The sequence below is a fragment of the Aeromonas sp. R5-4 genome, assembly GCF_040908215.1.
Taxonomy (GTDB): domain Bacteria; phylum Pseudomonadota; class Gammaproteobacteria; order Enterobacterales; family Aeromonadaceae; genus Aeromonas; species Aeromonas veronii.
Genome location: NZ_JBFODG010000023.1, coordinates 1 through 25,937, shown reverse-complemented (window position 1 = coordinate 25,937; position 25,937 = coordinate 1). Strand labels below are relative to the sequence as shown.

20 protein-coding genes, 1 tRNA gene and 1 riboswitch are annotated in these 25,937 nt (G+C 59.9%); of the genes, 5 read left to right on the top strand and 16 right to left on the bottom strand.

Annotated elements, in window-relative coordinates:
* Positions 1–161: 161 nt before the first annotated feature.
* A complete protein-coding gene (trxA, locus tag AB5Y83_RS11760) occupies positions 162–488 on the bottom strand; it encodes a thioredoxin TrxA (protein ID WP_005339416.1) in 327 nt (108 codons plus the stop codon).
* 113 nt (positions 489–601) lie between these two features.
* Here trxA and rhlB point away from each other — a divergent pair, with 113 nt between their 5' ends.
* The 3 genes from rhlB to AB5Y83_RS11745 are packed head-to-tail and all read left to right on the top strand — an operon-like array spanning position 602 to position 3,679.
* Positions 602–1,891, top strand: coding sequence for an ATP-dependent RNA helicase RhlB (gene rhlB, locus AB5Y83_RS11755; protein WP_139438772.1), 1,290 nt, complete (start codon positions 602–604; stop codon positions 1,889–1,891).
* A 12-nt stretch (positions 1,892–1,903) separates the two neighbouring features.
* Positions 1,904–3,394 (top strand): guanosine-5'-triphosphate,3'-diphosphate diphosphatase, encoded by a 1,491-nt coding sequence (gene gppA, locus AB5Y83_RS11750; protein WP_113740666.1) that lies wholly within the window; start codon positions 1,904–1,906, stop codon positions 3,392–3,394.
* A gap of 30 nt (positions 3,395–3,424) precedes the next feature.
* Positions 3,425–3,679 carry a Rho-binding antiterminator gene (locus tag AB5Y83_RS11745; protein WP_042054704.1) on the top strand — a complete coding sequence of 85 codons (255 nt, stop codon included), beginning with the start codon at positions 3,425–3,427 and terminating at the stop codon, positions 3,677–3,679.
* Positions 3,680–3,749: 70 nt separating this feature from the next.
* Here the strand turns inward: AB5Y83_RS11745 and AB5Y83_RS11740 are convergent, their stop codons facing one another.
* The 3 genes from AB5Y83_RS11740 to prlC form a co-directional block, all read right to left on the bottom strand.
* A complete protein-coding gene (locus AB5Y83_RS11740) occupies positions 3,750–4,502 on the bottom strand; it encodes a class I SAM-dependent methyltransferase (RefSeq protein WP_323911444.1) in 753 nt (250 codons plus the stop codon).
* A 63-nt stretch (positions 4,503–4,565) separates the two neighbouring features.
* Positions 4,566–7,115, bottom strand: coding sequence for a bifunctional diguanylate cyclase/phosphodiesterase (locus tag AB5Y83_RS11735; protein WP_064341313.1), 2,550 nt, complete (start codon positions 7,113–7,115; stop codon positions 4,566–4,568).
* A 207-nt stretch (positions 7,116–7,322) separates the two neighbouring features.
* Positions 7,323–9,365, bottom strand: a complete 2,043-nt coding sequence (gene prlC / locus AB5Y83_RS11730) for an oligopeptidase A (protein ID WP_139741731.1) — start codon at positions 9,363–9,365, stop codon at positions 7,323–7,325.
* Positions 9,366–9,802: 437 nt separating this feature from the next.
* A riboswitch (cyclic di-GMP riboswitch) is annotated at positions 9,803–9,888 on the top strand.
* A 50-nt stretch (positions 9,889–9,938) separates the two neighbouring features.
* Here prlC and AB5Y83_RS11725 point away from each other — a divergent pair.
* Positions 9,939–12,128: an immunoglobulin-like domain-containing protein gene (locus AB5Y83_RS11725; protein WP_368175208.1), complete on the top strand. Its 2,190-nt coding sequence runs from the start codon at positions 9,939–9,941 to the stop codon at positions 12,126–12,128.
* 198 nt (positions 12,129–12,326) lie between these two features.
* Positions 12,327–15,833 carry a hypothetical protein gene (locus tag AB5Y83_RS11720; RefSeq protein ID WP_368175207.1) on the top strand — a complete coding sequence of 1,169 codons (3,507 nt, stop codon included), beginning with the start codon at positions 12,327–12,329 and terminating at the stop codon, positions 15,831–15,833.
* A gap of 83 nt (positions 15,834–15,916) precedes the next feature.
* Here the strand turns inward: AB5Y83_RS11720 and hemB are convergent, their stop codons facing one another.
* From hemB to AB5Y83_RS11660, 12 genes are all read right to left on the bottom strand, one after another.
* On the bottom strand, positions 15,917–16,933 hold the full coding sequence (gene hemB, locus AB5Y83_RS11715) for a porphobilinogen synthase (protein WP_368175206.1): 1,017 nt from the start codon (positions 16,931–16,933) through the stop codon (positions 15,917–15,919).
* Between the two features lie 3 nt (positions 16,934–16,936).
* Entirely contained in the window at positions 16,937–17,722 is a 786-nt protein-coding gene (locus AB5Y83_RS11710) for a TatD family hydrolase (RefSeq protein ID WP_058053180.1), read from the bottom strand.
* 188 nt (positions 17,723–17,910) lie between these two features.
* The gene (gene tatC / locus AB5Y83_RS11705; RefSeq protein WP_058058793.1) at positions 17,911–18,666 is read right to left on the bottom strand and encodes a twin-arginine translocase subunit TatC; all 756 of its coding nucleotides are present in this window, start codon (positions 18,664–18,666) and stop codon (positions 17,911–17,913) included.
* Positions 18,663–19,127: a Sec-independent protein translocase protein TatB gene (gene tatB, locus AB5Y83_RS11700; protein ID WP_368175205.1), complete on the bottom strand. Its 465-nt coding sequence runs from the start codon at positions 19,125–19,127 to the stop codon at positions 18,663–18,665. The genes tatC and tatB overlap by 4 nt, the downstream gene beginning before the upstream one ends.
* 3 nt (positions 19,128–19,130) lie before the next feature.
* Complete coding sequence (tatA, locus tag AB5Y83_RS11695) at positions 19,131–19,382, bottom strand: Sec-independent protein translocase subunit TatA (RefSeq protein ID WP_368175204.1); 252 nt, start codon at positions 19,380–19,382, stop codon at positions 19,131–19,133.
* A gap of 42 nt (positions 19,383–19,424) precedes the next feature.
* A complete protein-coding gene (gene ubiB / locus AB5Y83_RS11690) occupies positions 19,425–21,065 on the bottom strand; it encodes a ubiquinone biosynthesis regulatory protein kinase UbiB (RefSeq protein WP_005339383.1) in 1,641 nt (546 codons plus the stop codon).
* On the bottom strand, positions 21,065–21,673 hold the full coding sequence (locus AB5Y83_RS11685) for an SCP2 domain-containing protein (RefSeq protein WP_021230987.1): 609 nt from the start codon (positions 21,671–21,673) through the stop codon (positions 21,065–21,067). The genes ubiB and AB5Y83_RS11685 overlap by 1 nt, the downstream gene beginning before the upstream one ends.
* Before the next feature lie 8 nt (positions 21,674–21,681).
* Positions 21,682–22,434, bottom strand: coding sequence for a bifunctional demethylmenaquinone methyltransferase/2-methoxy-6-polyprenyl-1,4-benzoquinol methylase UbiE (ubiE, locus tag AB5Y83_RS11680; protein WP_005342396.1), 753 nt, complete (start codon positions 22,432–22,434; stop codon positions 21,682–21,684).
* 65 nt (positions 22,435–22,499) lie between these two features.
* Positions 22,500–22,877: a fluoride efflux transporter CrcB gene (gene crcB, locus AB5Y83_RS11675; protein ID WP_005339378.1), complete on the bottom strand. Its 378-nt coding sequence runs from the start codon at positions 22,875–22,877 to the stop codon at positions 22,500–22,502.
* Positions 22,878–22,972: 95 nt separating this feature from the next.
* Positions 22,973–24,238, bottom strand: a complete 1,266-nt coding sequence (locus AB5Y83_RS11670) for a cytosine deaminase (RefSeq protein ID WP_201944501.1) — start codon at positions 24,236–24,238, stop codon at positions 22,973–22,975.
* The gene (gene codB / locus AB5Y83_RS11665; RefSeq protein ID WP_101530643.1) at positions 24,232–25,476 is read right to left on the bottom strand and encodes a cytosine permease; all 1,245 of its coding nucleotides are present in this window, start codon (positions 25,474–25,476) and stop codon (positions 24,232–24,234) included. The genes AB5Y83_RS11670 and codB overlap by 7 nt, the downstream gene beginning before the upstream one ends.
* 253 nt (positions 25,477–25,729) lie before the next feature.
* Positions 25,730–25,805, bottom strand: a tRNA-Thr gene (locus AB5Y83_RS11660).
* Positions 25,806–25,937 lie beyond the last annotated feature (132 nt).

The window sequence follows — 25,937 nt, the reverse complement described above, 5'->3', positions numbered from 1 at the left end:
CTGCTGGATTGATGCTGATCGGATTTGATTGCCAGGCTGTGGTTAGCAAAGAGTCAGGCAAAAAGGTTAGCAAACGAGCGATAAACTAGCACCAATCGGGATGAGCGTCTAGGTGATAAAACACAAGGAGCGCATTATTGCAATGCGCTCCTCTTTAATTATTACAGGTTGCCGTCCAGGAACTCTTTCAGCTGAGTCTTGGACAGTGCACCGACCTTGGTCGCTGCCACTTCGCCATTCTTGAACAGCAAGAGGGTCGGGATACCACGAATGCCGTACTTGGGCGGAGTATCAGAGTTATGGTCGATGTTCAGTTTGGCTACGGTCACGCGACCTTCGTACTCTTGGGCAACTTCTTCCAGGATCGGGGCAATCATCTTGCACGGACCACACCACTCGGCCCAGAAGTCGACCAGAACGGCGCCATCGGCTTTGATTACATCTGCCTCGAAGCTGGCATCGCTCAGCTGAACAATCTTGTCACTCATCTCCAACTCCAGTCAGTAATTAAGGCTTTATTGACATATCAACAAAGGCAATAGTTGCCCTATTTGAAATGATCCTGTTTATTATTGCAAGCCTAACCTGATAACCTACCGCCATGAGCAAAACACACTTAACGACCGACAAATTCGCCCAAATGGGCCTCGAACCCGAAGTTCTGGCTGGTCTGGAATCAAAGGGATTTCACTATTGCACGCCCATCCAGGCACTGTCTCTGCCACTGCTGGTAGAAGGTCATGACCTCGCCGGTCAGGCCCAGACAGGAACCGGCAAGACCATTGCCTTCCTGGCCGCGACATTCAACTATTTGCTGACTCACCCGCTGACCAAGCCCCGTCTGGTTAATCAACCCAGAGCCATCATCATGGCACCCACCCGGGAACTGGCAGTACAGATCTATAACGATGCCGACAGCATCGCTGCCTCTACCGGCCTGAAACTCGGCCTCGCCTACGGTGGCGAAGGTTACGACAAGCAGCTGGCCGTGCTGGAGCAGGGCGTCGACATCCTGATCGGCACCACTGGCCGCATCATCGACTACTTCAAGTCCAAGGTGATCGATCTGAGCAACATTCAGGTCGTGGTACTGGACGAAGCGGATCGCATGTTCGATCTGGGCTTCATCAAGGACATCCGCTTCCTGTTCCGCCGCATGCCGCCCGCGACCGAGCGTCTGAGCATGCTGTTCTCAGCAACCCTTTCCCTGCGCGTGCAGGAGCTGGCCTACGAACACATGAACCACCCGGAACATGTGCAGGTAGAGCCGGAGCAGATGACCGGCGTGCGGATCAAGGAAGAGCTGTTCTACCCCTCCAATGAAGACAAGATGTTGCTGCTGCTCTCCCTGATGGAAGAGGAGTGGCCGGAAAAAGCGATCGTCTTCGCCAACACCAAGCATGTCTGTGAAGACGTTCACGCCTGGCTGGAAAACGACGGCCACCGCGTCGGTCTGCTGACCGGTGACGTGCCGCAGAAGAAGCGGATGAAGATCCTCGAGGATTTCACCAAGGGTGCGCTCGATATTCTGGTCGCCACCGACGTGGCCGCCCGTGGTCTGCACATCCCTGACGTGACCCACGTCTTCAACTATGACCTGCCCGACGACGCCGAAGACTATGTACACCGTATCGGTCGTACCGGTCGTGCCGGCAAGAGCGGTCACTCCATCAGCCTGGCCTGTGAAGACTATGCCTTCAACCTGCCGGCCATCGAGGAGTACATCCACCATGCCATTCCGGTCAGCAAATATGATCGCGAAGCGCTGCTGGATGACGTGACCGCGCCGAAACGGGTGTTCCGCAACCGTCAGCCGGTGAACCGCAACATGCGGGATCGTCAGGGCGGTGGCAACAGCAACAACCGTCGTCGTCCGCCGCGCAAAAGCTAAAGGATAGGCCCGTTGCACAACTCGCCTCTCTATGCCGCCATCGACCTCGGCTCCAACAGCTTTCATATGCTGGTGGTGCGCGAGGTCGCCGGTGCCCTGCGCACCGTCGCCAAGGTCAAGCGCAAGGTTCGCCTCGCAGCCGGGCTCGATCCGGAATTTCGTCTCAGCCGTGCCGCCATGGAGCGGGGCTGGGACTGTTTGCGTCTCTTCTCCGAACAGTTGCAGGACATTCCGGCCGACAATATCCGGGTGGTGGGCACAGCTACCTTGCGGCTTGCCACCAACGTCGACGAGTTCCTCAGCGAAGCGGAACGGGTACTCAACCACAGCATCGAGATCATCTCGGGCGAGGAAGAGGCCAAGACCATCTATGAAGGGGTCTCCTGGACCTCTGCCGGGGAAGGCAACCGGCTGGTGATCGACATCGGCGGTGCCAGCACCGAACTGGTGATCGGCGAACATAGCGAAGCAAAACTGCTCAACAGCCTGCACATGGGCTGCGTTACCTGGCTCAACAATCACTTCGGTGATGGCGAGCTCTCCGAAGCCCGTTTCGAGCAGGCGATTGCTGCCGCCAAGGCGGTGCTGGAGAAGGTGGCGGAAGATTACCGCGCCCTCGGCTGGCGCACCTGCGTCGGCGCCTCCGGCACGGTACAGGCGCTGCAAGAGATCATGCTGGCGCAAGGGAAGAGCGAACGGGTCACCCTGCCGAAGTTGCAGGAGTTGATGGGTCAGGCCATCGCCTGCGGCAAGCTCGACCGGCTGCAACTGGAAGGGCTGGCGGCCGAACGGCTGACCGTGTTCCCCTCCGGCCTCGCCATCCTGATCGCCATCTTCGAAACCCTCGATATCGAGAGCATGACGCTGGCGGGTGGCGCCCTGCGCGAAGGACTGATCTACGGTCTGCTTGGCAACAATCACGACTGTGATGCCCGGGATCGCACCGCCGACAGCCTGATCAGCCGCTATCAGCTGGATAAAGAGCACGCCGAACGGGTGCGCGATACCGCCGTCGAGGCGTTCAACCAGCTGCAACCGGCCTGGCGACTCTCCAAACGCTACGGCCGCCCGATCTTGCGTTATGCCGCCCTACTGCACGAGATCGGCCTCTGTATCGAGTACAAGAAGGCGCCGCAACACGCCGCCTACATCATCGACAACATCGACATGCCGGGCTTTACCCCAGCGCAAAAGAAGCTGTTGTCGGCCCTGCTGTTCAACCAGCGGGACGAATTCAAGCTGGAACCGCTGGAAAAGCAGGGTGCTGTCACCGGTCGTCAGGCGATACGGCTGGCCCGTATCCTGCGCATCGCACTGATCCTCTGCATGCGCCGTACCCAGGGCACAGTGCCCAGCTTCACCCTGCAGGCAGAAGAGGAGTCACTGACCCTGACCCTGCCCAAGGGCTGGATGGATGAACACTACCTGCGCGCCAGCGAGCTGCGGCTCGAGGTGGAACGCCAGCAGAAGATGGGCTGGCCGACCCGAGTACAGGAAGCCTGACTCAGCAACCTGCCTGTTTTGGAGCCGATCATGCCGGATTATCAACCCATCAGCTGCGATCTCTACGACTGGCTCGAAATTGCTGCCAGCTGGCAACTGCCGGTGACCCTCACCAGCCGCGATGATCGCCAATGGGATGACAAGATCCGCACTATCGAAGCCAGCGAAGGGGTCGAGTATCTGCTGCTGCACAGTGGCGAGCGGCTCAGTCTGGCAGAACTGGCGACCCTGCGCCTGAACTGGCAAGGGGAAGAGAAGCTGATCCGCTTCGCGCCAACCAACTGAATCCAATACGAAAAAGGAGGGCCAACATGACGTTGGCCCTCCTTTTTGCATCTGCGGCTCACACCGGCTGTTAACCCGCTGCCAGCGCCGCCATCACATAGACATCGAAGCGGTTGCTCTTGGTTTCGATGGCCATGCTGGGCTTCTGTTCATTGAGCCAGCCGGCGTAGTCGGGGCGTTTCACCACCACCCGCTTGTTCGCCATCTTGAGCGCGGCAGGCAGCAGGGCATCCGCATCAAGATCCGGCCCCACCAGCGACTGGAACACCCGCATCTCCTTTTTCACCAGCGCCGACTTCTGCTTGTGGGGGAACATGGGGTCGAGGTAGATCACCTCGGGCCGCTCCGGCAGCGCCAGCAGATTGTCCACCGCCGGGCCTTGCAGCAGGAGCATCCGCTCACTGACCCAGGGGCCAATCTCGGGATCCTGTGCCGCCCGCGCCAGCCCGTCCTGCAACAAGGCAGCGACCACGGGGCTGCGTTCGATCAGGGTCACCTTGCAACCGAGGGAGGCGAGCACGAAGGCATCGCGCCCCAGCCCGGCAGTGGCATCCACCACGGTCGGTGTGGCACCAGCCTTGAGCCCCACCGCCTTGGCGATGGACTGGCCCCGACCGCCGCCAAACTTGCGGCGATGCGCCACCGCCCCTTCCACGAAGTCCACATAGACGGCACCCAGCTTGGGCTCGTCCAGCTTGCGCAGCTCCAGTCTCTCTTCAGTCAGTACCAGCGCAAACGGAGCCGGAAACTCCACGTCGGCAAGGCGTAAACGCAGGGCGTCGAGCTCGCCATCACGGGCGGGGACTTCACTGAAAACCTGAATATGGGGCATAGGAGACAGACTCATGGCACGTACAGAAGCGGCCATGATAACAGAAGCGGTGGATCAGCTCACGACAGTGAGGTTCATCCCCTGACGGTTGAGAGCGAGGTAATCGATGAGATCATCATAGGCTAGCGGGCGGCTGAGCAGATAACCCTGGGTGAAGGCACACCCCTTCTGGCAGAGGAAGTTGAGCTGCTCGCGGGTCTCTACCCCCTCGATCACCACCTGCATGCCGAGGTTGTGCACTATGTTGATGATGCCGTCGAGCAGCATCCTATCCTGCTCGTTGAAGGGGATATGGCGCACGAAGGAGCGGTCGATCTTGACCAGATCGACCGGGAAAGTACGCAGATAGTTGAGGGCCGAGTAGCCGGTACCGAAATCGTCGATGGCCAGCTTGCAGCCCGCCTCGCGCAGGGCATCGATCCGCACTCTGTGCTGATCGCTGCTCTCCATCAGCAGAGATTCGGTGATTTCGATGACGATGTCGGCAGGATCGAGCCCGAAGTGCTGGATCACTTTGAGCCATTCACTCGCCTCGGGGTCGATGGTCTGGAACTCCATGGTGGAACGGTTAATCGACATCTGCAGATCAGGGAAGCCGGATTGCTGCAACCGCGCCAGATCCCGGCACGATTGCCACAATACCAGCGCACCCAGCCCCTGAATCAATCCCGCCTCTTCCGCCAGCGGAATAAACTCGGCAGGGGATACCTGCCCCCAGTGGGGGTGATACCAGCGCACCAGCGCCTCCAGCTTGGCGACCCGTCCGCTGCGATTGTCCCAGATGGGCTGGTAGGCCATGGTCAGCTGCTCCAGCTTGATCGCTTCGGCCAAATCCTGCTGCATCTGGTGGCGCTGGCGCACCTCTTCCCGCATGGATGAGCAGTAGGCACCGAGCAACCGTCCCTGCCGCTTGGCCGCAAACAGCGCCTGCTCGGCGTTGCGCAGCAGCTCGTCGCTCTCGCTGCCATCGACCGGGCAGAGGGTCATGCCGATGGTCGCGGTCACATAGAGATGCTGGTTGGCCAGCATAAAGGGACGGGCAAAGCTGCCGATCACCTGCTTGGCAAACACCTCGGCCTGACGGCGGGTGACGATGCCGGGCACCAGGAACGCGAACTCATCGCCACCGATACGGGCCACCAAATCTTCGGTGCGCACCCGGCTCACCAGTCGATCCGACACCTCCCGCAACAGGGCATCGCCAGCATGGTGATCCATGCTGTTGTTGACCGCCTTGAAGTTGTTGAGGTCGAGCACCATGAGCGCGAAGCGCTCGCCCCGCTCGCAGAAGCGGGTGAGGCAGCGGCCAAACAGCCAGCGGTTGGGCAGGCTGGTAAGGTTGTCGTAGTTGGCCTGGGTCGCGATCTTCTGCTCGGCCACTTTGGTCTGGGAAAGATCGCTGAAAATGGCGATATATTGCTGGATTTTGCCGGCTTCACGCAGGGTGCTGATCATCAGCTGCTGCGGATAGAGCTTGCCATTCTTGCGCTTGTTCCACACTTCGCCACGCCACACCCCCACCCGCTCCAGCGCGTGGTACATGTCGGCATAGAAGGTCTGATCGTGCAGCCCGGACTTGAGCATGCTGGGACGCTGGCCCCGCACCTCGTCGCTGCTGTAGCCGGTGATCTGCTCGAAGGCCGGGTTGACCGAGATGATGCGGCTGTCGGCATCGCACACCAGAATCGCTTCGGAGAGGTTGTCGTAGACCCGGTGGGAGAGTTTGAGCTGCTCCGCATGGCGCTTGAGGGGATCGATATTCTCCAGCAGCACCATCAGGTAGTCCGGCTGCTGCTGCTCGTCGCGGATCAGGGTGACCGTTACCCGCCCCCACAGGATCTCGCCCCCCTTGCAGAAGTAGCGCTTCTCCTGAGTGAAACTGCTGCGCTCGCCGCGCCGGATCTCTTCGTAGCACTCAAGGCTGCGCTGCCAATCCTCCGGGTGATTGATGTCGGAGATGGAGCGATGAAGCAGCTCGTCGAGGGGATAACCCAGCATCTTCTCGATGGCCGGATTGGCCCAGAGAATGTGGCCGGCGAGATCGAGCTTGCCGATCCCCACCGGAGCCTGAAACAGCATGCTCTGCAGCACATGGGGGGTATCAGGCAAGAGTTGCGGCAGCTGGCGTTGCAGCATCAGCGCCAGTTCACGACCGGCCAGCGGCCCCAGCAACCGGAGCAGCCCCATCACCTTGGTCATATTGGCCTGCGGCTGACGATAGAGCAGGCAGCAGATACCTATGGTCTCGCCATCCGCATCCTTGAGGGCGATCCCGGCGTAGGCCTGGGCTTGCCACGCATCGGCAAGCGGCATCGCGGGGAACAGCTGCAACAGACGATCGCTGAACCAGGCTTCCCCCTCCTGCCAGGTAATGGCATCGGGAGAGTCAGTCAGTGGCAGCGTCAGGGTATCGGGGTCAAGAGAGGAGGGATGGGCAGCCTGAACCGTAAGATGGGAAGCATTTGATTCCCTGCTGGCGATCAGGACGACATCAGCCATCACAGCAGCGGCGATTTCACTCACAAAGGTATCGAAATATCCCTGGCCGCTCGAATGAGCCAGACTGGAGATGATTTGATAGACGGAATCGAGTGCTCGCCTCATGGCAAGTGGCTTTCTCTCCTTGAAGGTTAGAACACGACTCTACTGAAGAGCTGTGAGCAGTGCAAATATGCAATCAGCAAGATATTAAAAAGCCTTGAAAAAAGGGACCAAAAGGTCCCTTTTTGTCGCAGAAATCACGACTCGATCCCACTATGCCGCAAAACAGTGTACCTGCTTGAAGCTCACACAGGCTGCGGATCAGGAATCTCAGGCAGCGATCCCGCTGTGTCGCAACAGCGCATCCACCTTGGGCTCACGACCACGGAAGGCTCGGAACAGCTCCATCGGCTCCTTCGAGCCCCCCTTCTCCAGAATATTCTTCAGGAAGGATTGGCCGGTCGCCGGGTTGAAGATCCCCTCCTCCTCGAAGCGCGAGAAGGCATCGGCAGAGAGCACCTCGGCCCACTTGTAGCTGTAGTAGCCCGCCGCATAGCCGCCCGCGAAGATGTGGGAGAAGCTGTGCTGGAAGCGGTTGAACGCCGGTGGCGTCATCACAGCTACCTGACTGCGCACCTCATCCAGCAGCGCCGGAAGCTGCGCCGGATTGGCCGGATCAAACTCCTGATGCAGGCGGAAGTCGAACAGAGCGAACTCCAGCTGGCGCAACATCTGCATCGCCGCCTGGAAGTTGCGGGCGGTCAGCATCTTCTCCAGCAGATCGGCAGGCAGCGGCTCGCCGGTCTCGTAGTGGCCGGAGATAAAGGCCAGCGCCTCGGACTCCCAGCACCAGTTCTCGAGGAACTGGCTCGGCAGCTCCACCGCATCCCACGCCACGCCGTTGATACCGGCGACACCGGCCACGTCGATGCGGGTCAGCATGTGGTGAATGCCGTGGCCAAACTCATGGAACAGGGTGACCACTTCGTTGTGGGTGAACAGCGCCGGTTTGCCATCCACCGGACCGTTGAAGTTGCAAGTCAGGTAGGCCACCGGTTTTTGCAGTGAACCATCCTGACGGTAGCGACGACCCAGGCAGACATCCATCCAGGCGCCGCCCTGCTTGTGCTCGCGGGCATAGAGGTCTAGATAGAAGCTGCCGCGCAGCTCGTCGTCGGCATCAAAGATATCGTAGAAGCGCACGTCCGGGTGCCAGGTGTCGATGCCGAGGCGCTCGCGCACCTTCATGCCGAACACCCGCTTCACCACTTCGAACAACCCCTTCACCACCTTGCTGGCGGGGAAGTAGGGGCGCAGCTGCTCATCGGAGATGGAGAACTTGTGCTGCTTGAGCTTCTCGGCGTAGTAGGCGAGATCCCAGGCGGCCAGCTCGCTCTGACCATGCTGCTCGGCGGCGAAGGCGCGGATCTCCTCCAGCTCGGCCTTGCCTTGTGGCAGGGATTTGGCCGCCAGGTCGGTGAGGAAGCTCACCACCTGTTCGGTCTTGTCCGCCATCTTGGTGGCCAGGGAGAGCTCGGCATAGTTGGCGAACCCCAGCAGCTGAGCCAGTTCGCGGCGCAGGGTGAGCAGCTCGCTCATGATGGCGGAGTTGTCCCACTTGCCCGCATTGGGGCCCTGATCGGAGGCGCGGGTGGTGAAGGCTTCGTACATCTCGGCGCGCAGCTCGCGGTTGTCGGCATACATCATCACCGGCAGATAAGAGGGGATATCCAACGTGAACAGCCACCCCTCTTTGCCTTTAAGTTCAGCCATCTGACGGGCAGCGGCACGCACGCTCTCGGGCAGACCGGCCAGCTCGGCTTCATCGGCCACCAGCTTGTGCCAGCCCTGGGTTGCGTCCAGCACGTTGTTGCTGAAACGGGAGGCCAGCTCGGAGAGGCGGGCCTGAATTTCGCCGTAACGCTGCTGCGCCTCGGCAGGCAGACCGATGCCGGAGAGGCGGAAGTCACGCAGGGTATTCTGGATCTCCTTGCGCTGGGCGCCGCTGAGCAGCGGGAAATCATCGCTCTGGGAGAGGGCCAGATAGGCCTGATAGAGCCCTTCATGCTGACCAACATAGGTCTGGAATTCGGAGAGCAGCGGCAGGCAGGCATCATGGGCCTCGCGCAGCGCTTCGCTGTTGAGTACGGAGTTGAGGTGGCTGACCGGTGACCAGATCCGTGACAGGCGGTCATTTACCTCTTCCAGCGGGGCAATCAGGCTATCCCAGGTATGGGGATCACGCTGGGCCAGCACATCGCTGATCTTCTGCTTGCAGTCAGCAATCGCCTGAATCACGGCAGGCTGAACCTGCTCCGGCTTGATCTGGCTGAAAGGGGGCAGCGAATCCATTGTCAGCAAAGGGTTATTCATCCCGGTTACCTCTTGTTTGGTCTTGAACAGACCGCTTTAGCAGCTCTGTATGGCTTTCTAACATGTGGCCAAGCCACGCAATAATCAAGCGGGAATCCGCCGCAACCCTGTACTTTTCCAGCCATTGCGACCCGGATCTCTGCCGTTGCTGCAGTTTTGCCATCAACAGCCAGTAACAGGATGAATCTGTGGGCCTTTTTTGGCTCTTATCGCTACTTTCAAGGGGCAAAAAGCCGCCATTTACCGGCGCCACAGCTGCCAGCCAATTACCGTCATGCTCAATCATAGAAACGGACAAAATGTGGTGGCCGTAACAAATTATCAATATTTTTCAGTTAATTAGAATCAAAACCAACTATTGATTAATTTATTTTCAAGCATCTATCATAGGCAACCTGCCATGCAGGTCACTTGATTCTCTGTGCTGCACAGAAATCGGGTGAAAAAGGCAAAGTGACCCGAAAGGGCGCGACGCAAAGCCACCGGTCTAAGGGAAAACACCTATGACAGCGGGGCTGCCCCCGGGGACGTCCGGTCACAACCGACGCCCCATTTGCACCGTACGGAGAGACGATGAACAAACTCAAATTATCCCTGCTTGGCTGCCTGCTCGGCATGGGCGCCCCCATGGCATATGCCACCAGTGCCGGTCAGGCGATGGTCAACCCCCAGTCCGGCGTAGTGGTCGGCTATTGGCACAACTGGTGTGACGGCTCGGGCTACAAGGGCGGTATCGCCCCCTGCGTCAAGCTCGATCAGGTCAACCCGCAATACAACGTGGTCGATGTCTCCTTCATGAAGGTCTATGGCAGCGATCCCATCCCCACCTTCAAACTCGACCCGGCCATCGGCATGAGCGAAAGCCAGTTTATCGAGCAGATTGCCGAACTGAACCGTCAGGGCCGTGCCGTGCTGCTGGCGCTGGGCGGTGCCGATGCGCACATCGAGCTGCGCAAGGGTCAGGAGCAGGCCTTTGCCGACGAGATCATCCGTCTGGTGGAGACCTATGGCTTCGACGGGCTGGATATCGATCTGGAACAGGCCGCCATCACTGCCGCCGACAACCAGACCGTGATCCCGGCGGCCCTGCGTCTGGTCAAGGATCACTATCGCGCCCAGGGGAAAAACTTCCTCATCACCATGGCGCCGGAGTTCCCCTATCTGACCCAGACTGGCGCCTACATCCCCTATATCCGCAATCTGGAAGGCTACTACGACTGGATCAACCCTCAGTTCTACAACCAGGGTGGCGATGGTATCTACATCGATGGCATCGGCTGGATTGCCCAGAACAACGATGCCCTGAAAGAAGAGTTCATCTACTACATGGCGGATTCGCTGAGCAACGGTACCCGCGGCTTCTACAAGATCCCCCATGACAAGCTGGTGTTCGGCATTCCGACCAACATCGACGCCGCCGCCACCGGCTATGTGCAGGATCCGCAGAAGCTCTACAACGCCTTCAACCGCCTGAAGAGCGAGGGGCAACCGCTGCGTGGCGTGATGACCTGGTCCATCAACTGGGACATGGGCCGCAACGCCGCCGGTCAGTCCTACAACGAATCCTTCATCAAGAGCTACGGCCCCTTCATCCACGATCAGGAGATCACGCCCCCGGTCGACAACGGCAAGCCGGTGTTCAGCGGCTTGAGCGATACCCGCATCAAGCAGGGTACCGCCTTTGATCCGCTGGCCGGTGTCAGCGCCAACGACAAGGAAGATGGCGACCTGACTGGCCAGATCCAGGTAGAAGGCTCGGTAGACAGCCAGCGCATCGGCCTCTACCCCCTCACCTACAAGGTGAGCGATCGCGACAACAATGTCACCGAGCAGGTACGCACCATCGAGGTCTACAGCATGAAGCCGGTATTCAGTGGCGTCACCGATACCACGCTGGTACTGGGTACCCCCTTCGATCCGATGGCTGGCGTCAGCGCCAATGATGAAGAAGATGGCGACCTGACCGCCCAAATCAAGGTCAGCGGCAACGTCGACAGCAGCAAGGTCGGCCGCTACACCCTCACCTATCAGGTGAGCGACAGCGCCAGTCAGCAGGTAACCCAGCAGCGCAACGTGACCGTCAGGGAGCAGGGCGCCGTCTGTGAAAACAGCTGGGATGCCAAGAAGGTCTATGTGAGCGGCGACATCGTCAGCCACAACGGCAAGAACTGGCTGGCAGGCTGGTGGACCCAGAACGAAGAGCCGGGCACCACGGGTGACTGGGGCGTCTGGCGCGTACAGGGCGACAGCGACTGCGGCGGCATAACGCCACCCGCCGAAAGCAGCAGCGACTTCACCGTCAGCGCCATGGGCTCCGACTACACCATTGTCAACGGTCAGGTCAGCATCCGTTTCAACGTGACCACCACCAACCCGGTGCAGATCACCGCAACTCTTGAGCAGAGCGGCCGCAGCCACGGTACCACCAGCAGCCAGGTGAACGGCACCAGCACCCTGGTACTGCAGGGCAGCAATGTGACCGATGGCAGCTACGAAGTAGTCATCACCGGTCTGGCAGATGGCCAGCAGCCGGTGGTACAGCGCTTCACGGTTGCGCTGACCGAAGAGAACAGCGGCGGTGGCGAAGGTGACTACCCGGCCTACGCTCCCAACACCGGCTATCAGGCCGGTGATCGGGTCAGCAATGCCGGTGGCAACTACGAGTGCAAACCCTGGCCTTACAGCGGCTGGTGTGGGGGCTCGACCAGCCACTATGCGCCGGGTACCGGCTCTGCCTGGAGCGATGCCTGGATCAAGCTCTGACCTTGCCCCAACCACTAACGAGGGCCGACAGGCTCCCGCCCATATCCTGCCCGTCGGCCACGCTGCCGATGGGCAGGATGCACTGACCCGGACGGGTTAGCCCCTCTCTTTTACATGCTTGCCAACCACCAAAAAACATCCAACAACAACCAACAACAACCAACAACAACCAACAACAACCAAGATAAGGAAATCACCATGCCAAGAACCACCAAGCTTGCCACCCTGCTCGGTTTGCTGCTGTCGGCCCATGTCGTGGCCGATGAGCGCGAACAAGCCTATTTCAAACAAACCTATCAGGAGCACTACGAACAGATGACGGCGCGCCTCGCCGCGCTGCATCAGAGTGCGGCTGACGAGCAGAACGTGATCATCAAGGATGGCAAGCGCCACCTTGCCATCAACGGCCTGCTCTACCCGCTGACAGCGGATAACCACATCCTGTTCGATCTGCCCAAACCCCACTTTTTCGACGAAACAGCCATTCGTAACGTCTTTGATTTCTTCGATGAGGAGTGGGAGCTGACCTGGTACGACGGTGGGGTCGTAGCGGTCAACAAACGCTTTGGCAACTATGACTACGGCAACGGCTGTCTGCTGGAGTACTTCCCCCACGGCCAGATCCAGAATGGCGAACGCACCCGGGTGGTGATGGAGACCAGCTCCTGCAGCGTCAACTCGTTTGCCACCTCGCTGCAATATCTGGACAAAGGCGAGGAGCTGGCGGCCGACCAGCTGGGGCTGGACGCCAGCCTGATTACGGCGGTCGAGCGCTATCAGGATCGGCTCTATGTCAGCCAGAACGGCAATCCGGGCCATGTGGCCATTATCGATATCCCGAGCCGCCAGCAGATTGGCGAGATCCGCGGTACCGCAACCGGCAGTGCCGCGGCCTACAACCAGGTCAGCGAACTGTTTGTCCGCCACAACCTGCTCTACGTGGTCTCGCGCTACTCGCACCGGGTCGATATCTTCGATCTGGCCGACGAGCATCGCCATGTCACCACCCTGGGAACCGGTCGGGATTCCGGCAGCAACAGCCTGCACCGCGCCCAGGCCGTCTTTGCCAATCAGGATTACGTGCTGGTGGCCGATGCGCTGAGCGAGATCAAGGTCTACCGCCAGCAGGATGTGACGCCGGAGAACAGCCTCCAGACCCCCATCGCCGGTCGGCTCGCCTTTGAAGGAAAATACAGCCACCGTCTGGTGCAACTCCATCAGGTGGGTGACTATCTCCTGGCCCACACCGCCGGCAAAAACTACTACATCTATGACTTGCGCAAACTGGCTGATGCCATCGCCAGCAACACCCCGCTGGCGCCTGAGCAGGTGATCGCCGACAGCAATCTGCAAAAAATCGACATGGATGACGATCGGCTGGTGGTGAACTTCAAGGACCGCATCGAGTGGCATGATGCCGATACCCTGATCGCCAACGACTTTCAGTTCAAGAACCCGACCTTTACTGTTCGGGAGATCAACCAGCAGCCCGTGGCGGCGCTGAAAGATCTCCAGCTGGCGGGCTCGGCACTTGTCACCGCCAACGAACGCGGCCTGGGTTTCAACCAGCTGCTGAGCAAGGAGATCAGCTTCACGGCCGACGAGCAGTTGCCGGCTCGCCCGCTGATCTTCGATCAACTGATTCCGGCCGCAGTCAGCTACATACTGCGCAATGACGAACCCTACGAGGTGCTGATCGATCGCACCCAGCGTTCGGTCAACATCAATTCGCTGGTCAAGACCGAGCTGCTTGATAACGACACGGTGCGCATCACCAACTATGCCGCCAGAGAGCTGCATGACATCAATATCGAGTCACGCCTGAACGGTATCAACAAGTGGCTGATCTTGGGCCAGCTCGATCGCCTGCCCGCCTATGCCCAAATCACCCTGCCATTGAGCGCCTTTGGCGAGCAGGGACGCTTCAACAGCGCCAGCCGCGACGGAGTGTTTGATCTCAACAACCTGCTCGACAACAGCATCAATCTGCCAGCCCAGTTCGAGCACAGGTTCAGCTCCAACTCGGATCCGTTTGCCCAGAAGCTGGCACGCCTCAAGCCAAGCTGGAACGTGCGCTTCGCCACCAACACCAGCGGCTCCTGGCGCCCCATCAATGCCCTCTACGCCCGCGAGTGGCTGATCATCGCCACCAACCTGGCCTACATGGTCTCGACCGAGGAGTTCAAACACGTCTGGTACAACTTCAAGGCGGTGAACGGCTACGAGATGTTCGGCAATGGCGGCAACAGCTATGTGCCGAACGGGATCTTTACCGCAGCCGATTATGACTACTACTACCACAGCCTGATGAAGCGCCCCTACCTCAACCTGGGGATCACCGCCATGGGGGGCGGGCTGGGGAGTGGTGGCATCACTGGGGTCGATACCTTTAACTTTGTCAGCCACTACTACGGCAGTTGGGGCATCATTGCCCACGAATTTGGCCACGGCTTCGATGGGAAGTCCTACAGCCATGAGAGCGCGTTTGCCCGTGGCAGCCACGGCTGGCATCCGCTGATGACGGGCATGGCCAACTACCATATCCGCAAGGGCGACCTGCCCTATCTGGACGATGATCTCAACGGCTTCCACAAGCCGGAAAACGACATCTATCGCTACAACTCGGTCAGCCAGGGGGCTCGCAAGCACCGCGCTGACAGCCACATGTACTATACCGACCACTACTTCATGCAATTCTCCACCATGCCGCAAGGCTGGGTAGCCAACGGCAGCGACTTCAGTGTTGGGCAGCTGGCGGCCCTGAACAATCAGGAGCGACTGCTGATGGGCTGGATCCCCAAGGAGTCGGAGAAAGGCAATCTCTGCCGGTTCACCTTCCAGGATGGCGAGCAGTACTACGGGTACGTCGAACAGCGGGCTGATGGTCTGCTCTGCGATGCCGGCTCCCTGATCCGCTATCGTCAGCCCGATGGCCAGTTTGTGCCGCTGGTCTCGGCCATCAACCAGTTTGACTGGCTGTCACTCCACCACAAGGGCAAGCTGGCTCAGCCGGTGCTGCACCAGAATGGTCGCCAGCTCTGCTACAAGAATGTGGCGGGCTTTTACGGTATCGGCTTCGTCAATGACAACAAACAGTGCACCCAGTTGCCCAACGTCTATCAGACCAATGGCAAGCACTGGCTGACCAGCTCCGGCTGGACCGGTCTGACCTACCTGAGCGGAGACTTCATTCTGCCCACGACCGGTAGCAGCAGTGACTTCACCGTCACCGATCTGGCGTCCGAATATCTCATCGTCAACGGCGCGCTCGACTTCAGCCTGACGCTGACCACCGCCAACCCGGTGACCGTCACCGCGACCCTGTTGCAGGATGGCAATCCGGTCGCCACCGGCAGCGCCCTGATCGATGGTCAGGGTTCCCTGCAGCTGGCACAGTCTGGCCTTGCGGCCGGCAGTTACGAGCTGTTGCTGGCGGGCATGGCTGAGGGAAGCAAGCAGGGCTTCGAGCGCCGCTTCACCCTGGCGTTGGTGGAACAGGCACCGGGTGGTGACAGTGACGGTGGTAACGGCAGCTACCCGGCCTATGTTGCGGGCACCGCTTATCAGAGTGGCGAACGGGTCAGCAATGCCGGTGGTGACTACGAGTGCAAACCCTGGCCCTACAGCGGCTGGTGTGGCGGCTTGACCAGCCACTATGCACCGGGTACCGGCAGCCACTGGAGCGATGCCTGGACCAAGCTGTAATCATCCGCTCGTGACCAAAAGAGAGCCATAACGACAGAGGGGGAGCCATCGGCTCCCCCTCTCGTTTATCTCTTCAACCCGGCTTAACGGGCATCTTCTTTCAGCCACTGCGCCACGCGCTTGGCGAAATAGGTGAGGATGCCATCGGCCCCGGCCCGCTTGAAGCAGAGCAGGGACTCCATGATGCACTCCTTCTCTTGCAGCCAGCCGTTCTGGATCGCAGCCATGTGCATGGCGTACTCACCACTCACCTGATAGGCAAAGGTCGGCACGCCGAACTGATCCTTCACCTGACGGATCACGTCCAGATAAGGCATGCCCGGCTTGACCATCACGCTGTCAGCCCCTTCCTGAATATCCAGCGCCACTTCGTGCAGGGCTTCGTTGCTGTTGGCCGGATCCATCTGGTAGGTGGCCTTGTTGCTCTTGCCGAGGTTGCTGGCAGAACCGACCGCATCGCGGAACGGGCCGTAGTAGCAGGAGGCGTACTTGGCGGAGTAGGCCATGATCTGGGTGTTGATGAAGCCGTTCTCTTCCAGCGCCGCGCGGATGGCACCGATGCGGCCATCCATCATGTCGGACGGCGCGACTATATCGACCCCGGCTTCGGCGTGGGAGAGTGCCTGCTTGATCAGGATCTCGGTGGTGATGTCGTTCAGTACATAGCCTTCGTCATCTATGATGCCGTCCTGACCGTGGGTGGTGAACGGATCGAGCGCCACGTCGGTGATCACCCCGAGCTCCGGGAAGCGGGCCTTGAGGGCGCGCACGGTGCGCTGGGCCAGCCCGTTCGGGTTGTAGGCCTCTTCCGCCATCAGGCTCTTGCTCTCCAGCGGGGTCACCGGGAACAGGGCAATGGCAGGCACGCCCAGCTCCACCAGCTCGGCAGCCTCGATCAGCAGCAGATCGATGGAGAGACGCTCTACCCCCGGCATGGAGGGAACGGCTTCCCGACGGTTCTCCCCCTCCAGCACGAACACCGGATAGATGAGATCGTTGACGGTCAGTACGTTCTCGCGCACCAGACGACGGCTGAAATCATGTTTGCGCAGACGGCGCAGGCGGCGACCCGGAAAGGCGCCCGGAAGAGTTGTAGCCATGAATCACTCCTGGAGAGGAAGTTGGAAGAACGCGGCGGAGGTGGCCCGGGTATGGGCCAGCAAGGCCTCGGGCGCTTCACCACGACAGGCCGCCACCACCTGGGCGATGTGCGGCAAAAATGCAGGTTCGTTGCGCTTCGGACGCGGTTTCAGATCCCGCGGCACCAGATAGGGGGCGTCGGTCTCGATCATCAGGCGGCCAGCTGGAATACGGGCCACCTGCTCGCGCAGCAGCTGGCCGCGGCGCTCGTCGCAGAGCCAGCCGGTCACCCCGATATGCAGCCCCAGCGCCAGACACTCGTCCAGCTCCTCATCGGAGCCGGTGAAGCAGTGCAGCACGGCTCCCGGTAGTTTCGGCAACCAGGGACGGAGGATCTCGATAAAACGGGCGTGGGCATCGCGGCAGTGGAGAAACACTGGCATCCCGAGTTCGGCGGCCAGTGCCAGCTGGGCGTCGAACACAGCGTCCTGCACCGGGCGGGGGGAGAAGTCGCGGTTGTAGTCGAGGCCGCACTCGCCAATAGCCACCACCTGCGGCAGCGCCGCCAGCTCGCGCAAGGCGGGCAGGGTCGCCTCATCGACACTCTTGGCGTCGTGGGGATGTACCCCGGCGGTGGAGAAGCAGTAGCCCGGCCAGCGGGCGGCCAACTCAGCGCTCTCGCGGCTGCCAGCCAGATCGGTACCGGTGAGGATCAGCGCTTCCACTCCGGCGGCGCGGGCACGGGCCACCAGCTCAGGCTGTTCACCGGCGAACTGGCTGCTGGTCAGGTTTAAACCGATATCGATCATGGAATGAGACGTTCCGAACAAAAGGAATACATATCAGGTATTTGAAAACCATCTACCGAATGGGGTCTTACCATACGCCTCGAACGGGAGCATGAAAAGAGGAAGGGAGCCTCAGCTCCCCTCGTTCTGCTATTCCTGCGGACGTCGTCATCCTCTCGCCGTCCGGCAAACAGGTGACGAACAGAGCCTCAGCTCTCCCCATCCGGTTGTTCCTGTTGCTCTTCATCTTCTTTCTTCACGTAGAAGCGGGCAAAGAACAGACCTATCTCCCACAGCGCCCACATCGGGATGGCGAGCAGGGTCTGGGAGAAGACATCAGGCGGCGTCAGCAGCATGCCGACCACAAACACCCCGACGATAACGTAGGGACGTTTCTCCTTCAGGTTTTGCGGTGTGGTCACGCCGGTCCAGCAGAGCAGTATGGTAGCCACCGGAATTTCGAACGCCACCCCGAATGCGAAGAACAGGGTCAGTACGAAGTCCAGATAGCTGGCGATGTCGGTCGCCACCGTCACCCCGGCAGGGGCGGTACTGGTGAAGAAACCGAACACCAGCGGGAACACCACGTAGTAGGCGAACGCCATGCCCGCATAGAACAGCAGGGCACTGGAGACCACCAGCGGCATGATCAGCCGCCGCTCATGCTGGTACAGACCGGGGGCGATAAAGGCCCAGGCCTGATAGAGCAGATAGGGGATCGCCACGAAGAAGGAGACCACCAGCGTCAACTTGATCGGCGTCAGGAAGGGGGTCGCCACATCCGTCGCTATCATGCTGGTCCCTTCCGGCAGCTGGCTCAGCAGCGGCTGGGCCACGAAGTCGTAGATGTTGTTGGAGAAGTAGATCAGCGCCAGAAACACCACGAGGATGGCGGTAATGGAGCGCAGCAAACGGGTTCTCAGCTCAACCAGATGGCTGATCAGGGGTTGTTCGGCCTGACTCATGGCTTCACCTCCCCTTTTACTGCGGAGTCGCTGACCGGCACCGGCTCGCTCTCCCGCTGGCTATTGACCGGTGGCACGTCGTGGCTCAGCTGCACCGCAGGCTCCACCGGCGTGGCAGGCTCCGCCTGGGCGACCGGCTCGGGGCGCGGCGGACGGATCTCGTTCTCCACCTGATAGGGGCGATTGACCGACTGGGCCGCCGCTTTGAGCTGTTCGATGGACTCCTGCAGCTCGGGGCTCAGGTTGCTCATCTGCAACTGTTCGGCCTTCTTGAGGTCGTTATGCAGCTCTTGCAACTTGAGCTCCTGCTCCAGCTCGGACTTGACCGAGTTCGCGGTCGAACGAATGAGGCGGATCCAGTGGGTAGCCGTGCGGATGGCAACCGGCAGCCGCTCGGGCCCCAGTACCACCAGTGCTACCACAGCGATAACGACCAGCTCCCAAAAACCGATATCGAACATGGCTTAGGCCTGGTCTTTGTCTTTCTGCTTGGCGGCCTCACTGCTCTGAGTGGCCGCTTCGTTCAGCTGTTTCGGGGGAAACTCGGCATCTTTCTGCTCGGCCTTGGCATCAGCCGGCTCGTCGGAGAGGGCTTTCTTGAACCCTTTGACCGCCGCGCCCAGATCACCGCCAATGCCGCGCAGTTTCTTGGTACCGAACAGCAGCACGACGATGACTGCAATGATCAACAATTGCCAAATACTGATACCACCCATGATTTTCTCTCCAGAACAGGCGCCTGACGGCGCGGTTGTTGATTAATGGGAACGGGTGCGCAACCAGCCGACCAGCCAGCAGAGGGCTGCACCGGCGAGACTGGCTTGTCCCCACTCAATGTGTTGTTTTTGGGTCAGCAAGAATACACCCGCCAATAGCAGGCTGGCTCCAACCCCTAAGAGGTAGCGGGCCTGCCCCTGCCGACGGCTGTGACGGCGGAACTCGGCAAACATCTGGTCGAAATGACGCTGCTGATGACGGGTCTGGCGCAGGGTCTCATAGACCAGCTCCGGCAGCTCCGGCAGCTTCTCCGCCCAGAATGGCGCCTTCTCCTTGATGGCGTTCAATACCGACTTGGGCCCCACCTGCTCGTGCATCCAGTTTTCGAGGAACGGCTTGGCGGTCTGCCACAAATCGAGCTGCGGGTAGAGCTGACGCCCCAACCCTTCCACATAGAGCAGGGTCTTTTGCAGCAGCACCAGCTGCGGCTGCACCGTCATATGGAAGCGACGCGCGGTGTTGAACAGGTTGAGCAGCACGTGACCGAACGAAATTTCGGAGAGCGGCTTCTCGAAGATGGGCTCCAGCACGGTGCGGATGGCGAACTCGAACTCGTCCACCTTGGTGTCTGCCGGTACCCAGCCCGACTCCACGTGCAGCTCTGCCACCCGGCGATAGTCTCGGTTGAAGAAGGCGAGGAAGTTCTCCGCCAGATAGCGTTTGTCTTCCCGATTGAGGGTACCGACGATGCCGCAGTCGATGCCGATCCAGAGCGGGTTTTCCGGATGTTCGTAAGAGACGAAGATGTTGCCCGGGTGCATGTCGGCATGGAAGAAGCTGTCGCGGAACACCTGAGTGAAGAAGACCTCTACCCCGCGCTCGGCCAGCAGCTTCATATTGGTGCCGTTGGCTTCCAGCGCCGGGATATCGGAGACCGGAATACCGTAGATGCGCTCCATCACCAGCACCTGCTCGCGGCAGAGATCCGTGATGATTTCAGGCACATAGAGCGCCTCGGAGCCGGTGAAGTTGCGGCGCAGCTGGATGGCATTGGCCGCCTCGCGCATCAGATTGAGCTCGTCGAGGATGGTCTTGCGATACTCCTCCACCACCTCGATGGGGCGCAGTCGCGCGCTCTGGGGCACGAAGCGGGCCACCAGACGGGCCAGCGCCTGCATCAACCGCAGGTCAGCCTCGATGACAGGCTCGATGTCGGGACGGATCACCTTGATGACGATCTCGCGGCCACTCTCCTTCAGGCGGGCGGTATGCACCTGCGCGATGGAGGCCGACGCCAGCGGCGTCTCGTCAAAGTCATCAAACAGGGTTTCGATGGGGCAACCCAGGCTCAGCTCGATCTGCTGGCGCGCCGCCTGACCGCAGAAGGGGGGCACCCTGTCCTGCAGCAGGGCCAGCTCCTCGGCGATATCCGGCGGCAGCAGGTCGCGGCGGGTCGAGAGCATCTGGCCAAACTTGATGAAGATGGGGCCAAGCGCCTCGAAGGCGAGGCGGATGCGGGCACCGCGGCTGAGATCCGGTTGCTTGTTCTTGAGCCAGAACAGGGAGCGACGGGCCAGACGACCCGGCCAGGGTTGATAGCGGGCCGGCACCAGTTCGTCGATGCCCTGCTCCAGCAGGATGGTGATGATGCGATAGAGGCGTTTGAACTCCTTCGGGGTCATCAGGTCACCTGCTGTTCGAAGCGGGCCAGCCGCAGTTCGACGGCCTTGAGCTGCTGGGCCAGCACCTCGACGTCATCGTTGAAACTCGCCACTTCCAGCGGGCCGGGGGCGAGGCGGGCCTCTTCGGTCAGATATTCCGCCAGCTGGCTGCGGGTGCGGCACAGCTCGCGGCCGACCAGACGACGCGCCTGACGGGCACCGCTGAACAGGGTGTGGGCAACGACATCGCCGGTATAGCGCGACAGCTCCTCTTCCCAGTCGATATCCAGCTCGCCCAGCAGCACGCTGAATGCCTGTACCAGCTGGGGATCACCGCTCAGATCCAGCTTCTCCTCGCGGATATAGCGGGTCAGGGCGGACGGGTCTTTCAGCAGACCGAGGGCGGTCAGGGAGAGACTGAGCACCGCATCCGCCTCCCCTTCATGCTGGGCCAGCACATCCAGCCGACGCTCGGAGAAGACAAACCAGAGTGGCTTGAGTTCACGCAGCTCCAGCTTGAGCACCTTGCCCACCAGTTTGCGCAGCCGCTCCGGGCTCTGTTTGTCCAGCGCCAGCAACTGGTTGAGGCTGGTTTCGATCACCGCGGTGACCATGGCATCCATCGGCATAGGCAACCTTAAAACTTGTAACCGCGGTGCAGGGCGACCACACCCTGAGTCAGATTGAAGTACTCCACCTGCTCGAACCCGACATTTTCCATCATGCCAGCCAGGGTCTGCTGATCCGGGTGCATACGGATGGACTCTGCCAGATATTTGTAGCTTTCACTGTCGTTCGCGACTATTTCGCCCATTTTCGGCAGCAGTTTGAAGGAGTAGAGATCATAGAGCTTGGCGATCACTTCGCTGACCGGCTTGGAGAACTCCAGCACCAGCAGACGGCCACCCGGCTTGAGCACCCGGAACATGGAGGCGAGCGCCTTGTCCTTGTCGGTGACGTTGCGCAGGCCGAAGCCGATGGTAATCACATCGAAGTGGTTATCCGGGAAGGGGAGCGCCTCGGCATTGGCCTGCACGTAGGAGACGTTGTTGGCGACCCCCAGATTGCGCAGCTTGTCGCGGCCCACTTTCAGCATGGAGTCGTTGATATCCGCCAGTACCACCTGACCGGTCTCGCCGACGATGCGGGAGAACTTGGCGGTCAAGTCACCGGTACCACCGGCCAGATCCAGCACCTTCTGGCCCTTGCGCACACCGGAACAGTCGATGGTGAAGCGCTTCCACAGGCGGTGGATGCCGAACGACATCAGATCGTTCATCAGATCATACTTGGCTGCCACCGAATGGAAGACACCTGCTACCAGAGTTTCCTTCTCGGTCGCGGCCACGGTTTTAAAGCCAAAATGCGTTGTCGTTGCTTGTTCTGACATCCCTTAAACACCCATAGAGCAAAGAATGGCCGCCAGTTTACCAGAGCCACTGGCGTCCGGACACCTTAAACCCGGCTCGCAACCAACTGCATGCCCAGCACCACCATGGCCAGACAGAGGAAGAGATTGAGACCGATATTGAGCAGCGCTTTCAGATAGGCCCCATGTTGAGCCAGCACTACCGTATCGAGGGCAAAGGAAGAGAAAGTAGTCAGGGCACCGAGGATCCCCACCATCAGCAGCGGCTTCATCGGGTGTTCCACCACATGACCATGACTGATGAGGGCGAACGCTACCCCCATGATGAAAGAGCCCACCACGTTGACCACCAGAGTCCCGTAAGGAAAGTGGCGCCCCAGCAGCAAGGCCATCAGTTCGGCAATCCCAAAACGAAGGCAGGCGCCGATGGCGCCCCCTGCAGCAACATAGAACCAGGTTTGCATGGTGTCACTCCCTCAGGGTCAGGCCGCCATTATGTCGCAATGGCGGCCCTTGTGCCCAGAGGTGGAACTAATCGTCACCCAGCCTGATTGAAATCTCAGCGGCGAAAATCGATGGGCTCGGCCTCACCCAGCACGATTTCGGTCTGGGCCGGGCGGGTCTGGGCAATCACCTTGCCGTGACGAATCGAGTAACGCACCGGCACCTGACGGCGCACCGCATCGAAGCCGTTGTCGGCGGGCAGGACCAACAGGTTGGCCGGTTTGCCCACCTCGATACCATAGCGATCCTGCACATTCAGGGTGCGGGCGCTGTGGCTGCTGATCAGCTTCAGACCATCGTTGATCTGCTCATAACCCATGATCTGGCAGACATGCAGCCCCATGTGCAGCACCTGCAACATGTTGGCGGTGCCCATGGGGTACCAGGGATCGAACACGTCGTCGTGACCGAAGCAGACGTTGATGTTCGCCTCCAGCATCTCCTTCACCCGGGTAATGCCGCGGCGTTTGGGATAGGTATCGAACCGCCCCTGCAGGTGAATGTTCACCAGCGGATTGGCCACGAAGTTGATGTCCGCCATCTTGAGCAGCCGGAACAGGCGGGAAGCATAAGCGCCGTTGTAGGAGTGCATGGCGGTTGTATGGCTGGCCGTTACCCGGTGGCCGATACCTCGCTCGTAGGCCAGGGTTGCCAGCGTCTCGATAAAACGGGACTGCTCGTCATCGATCTCGTCGCAGTGCACATCGACCAGAACCTGATACTTCTCGGCAAGATCGAAGATGTAGTGCAGACTTTCGACCCCATATTCCCGGGTAAACTCGAAATGGGGGATCGCGCCAATCACGTCGGCACCCAGCTTGAGCGCCTCCTCCAGTAGTGCCTTGCCGTTGGGGTAAGAGAGAATCCCCTCCTGCGGGAAGGCGACAATTTGCAGCTCGACCCACTCCTTCATCTCCTCCCGCACTTCCAGCATCGCCTTGAGCGCCACCAGATTGGGGTCGGAGACATCGACGTGAGTACGGACGAACTGGATGCCGTTGGCGATCTGCCACTTCAGCGTCTGGATGGCGCGCTGTTTCACATCCTCATGGGTCAGCAGCGCCTTGCGCTCGGCCCAGCGCTCGATCCCCTCGAACAGGGTGCCGGAGAGGTTCCAGCTCGGCTCACCCGCCGTCTGGGTGGTATCGAGGTGAATGTGGGGTTCGATAAAGGGAGCGATCGCCAGACCGCCCTCCCCGTCCAGCACCCGACCGGCGACGGCATGTTCGTCATGGGGTTCGATGGCTGTGATGACCCCATCCTGACAGCGAATCTGCCACAACCCTTCCCGATCGGCCAAACGAATATGTTGAATCAGCATTTGTTAGCTTCCTGTACCAGAACCGGCCGCTGGGTGAGGCGAACCAGAATGAAATAGGTGAAGGCGGCGCCCAATACCGCGTTGAGTGGCACTATGCCCGGCAGCCACTTGCCGACAGCCACCCCGACTGCCGTGGCGACCAGCGCCTGCCAGCGCACCGTCTCGAACTGCTGATCGGCAAACTGACGGTAACGCTCACGATTGAGCAGGAAATCCATGATGATAATGCCACCGATCGGCGGAATTGCCGTACTCAAAAAGGCCAGCCAGCCGACAAAGTTGTTGTAGAGCCAGAGGGCACAGGCGGTACCGACTAGGCCGTTGATCACGCTGAGCGGCTTGCTCTTGAGACCGGTAATATTGGCAAAACCGAGGCCGGAGGCGTAGAGAGCGTTGTCGTTGGTGGTCCAGATATTGAGGCCCAGCACCAGAATGGCGGGGATCAGCAGTCCCTGCATCAGCATCACTTCCGAGATATCGGCCTGACCGGTCACGGCCGCACCGGCAGCGCCGAAGACGAACATTAGCGTGTTGCCCAAAAAAAACGCAACCATGGTAATCATGACGGCGCCCCAGGGTTTGCGACCAAAGCGAACAAAGTCGGCGGTCAGGGTTCCTGCACTGATAAAGGAACCGACCACCATGGTCAACGCCGTGGTGAACTCGATGGGATTGCTTGGTTGTACCTGCTGCAGTGCCGCCATGCCACCGGTCGAGGTCACCGCCAGCCAGACCGAGTAGCCACCGAGCAGGGCGATAGCCGGCACGGCCACAAAGCTCAGCACCATCAGGGCGGAGATGCCGAAGTAGACGGTCACCGTCATCAACATGCCCGAAATGGCGATCAGCCAGTTCACATCTATGCCGGTCGCCTTCTGCACCGGCAGGGCAAACATCGCCACGCCCACGCCAAACCAGCCGACCTGAGTACCGCCGAGCAGCAGGGATGGCAGCCAGGAACCTTTCACCCCAAAGGAGTAACGAGCCAGCAGATGGGTAGAGAGGCCGGTTGAGGCACCGATATAACCGAGACAAGCGGTGTAGATACCCAGCAACAAGTTGCCGATAAGTACCGCCTTGATGAAGTCATCGAACACCAGCCCGGTACCCAGCGCACCACCGGTCCACATGCTGGCAGAGAAGAAGGTCAGGCCGAGCATCACCAGCATCAGCGACAGCACACCTTTACGCCCTTTGGCGGGTACCGCCCCCAAACAGTATTCGTTATCCTGCGCCATGCTCTCTCTCCACGTAATAGGCAAAACGCGCCGGATTTTACATGTAAAACGTTTTACGTCAATCAATCATGGTTAAATCTCTGGATAAAACCATCAATAGCAGTCAAATGAGTAACACATTAGGACTCAAACCAGCAGATAAACAGTGTCGGCTGCAAGCAGAGGGGGGTTGCGGGAATAGGGAATGTAGGGGGATATAAGAAAACTGACAGATGCAAAAAAGCCTCCCTTTTCAGGGAGGCTTTCTATTTAATGGTGCTGATACCCAGAATCGAACTGGGGACCTCATCCTTACCAAGGATGCGCTCTACCGACTGAGCCATATCAGCACACTAACCGGTAAAGACCACGCTGGGCGTAATCTTGAAATTGGGTGCCTGGCAGTGTCCTACTCTCGCATGGCGAATGCCACACTACCATCGGCGCTACCGCGTTTCACTTCTGAGTTCGGCATGGGATCA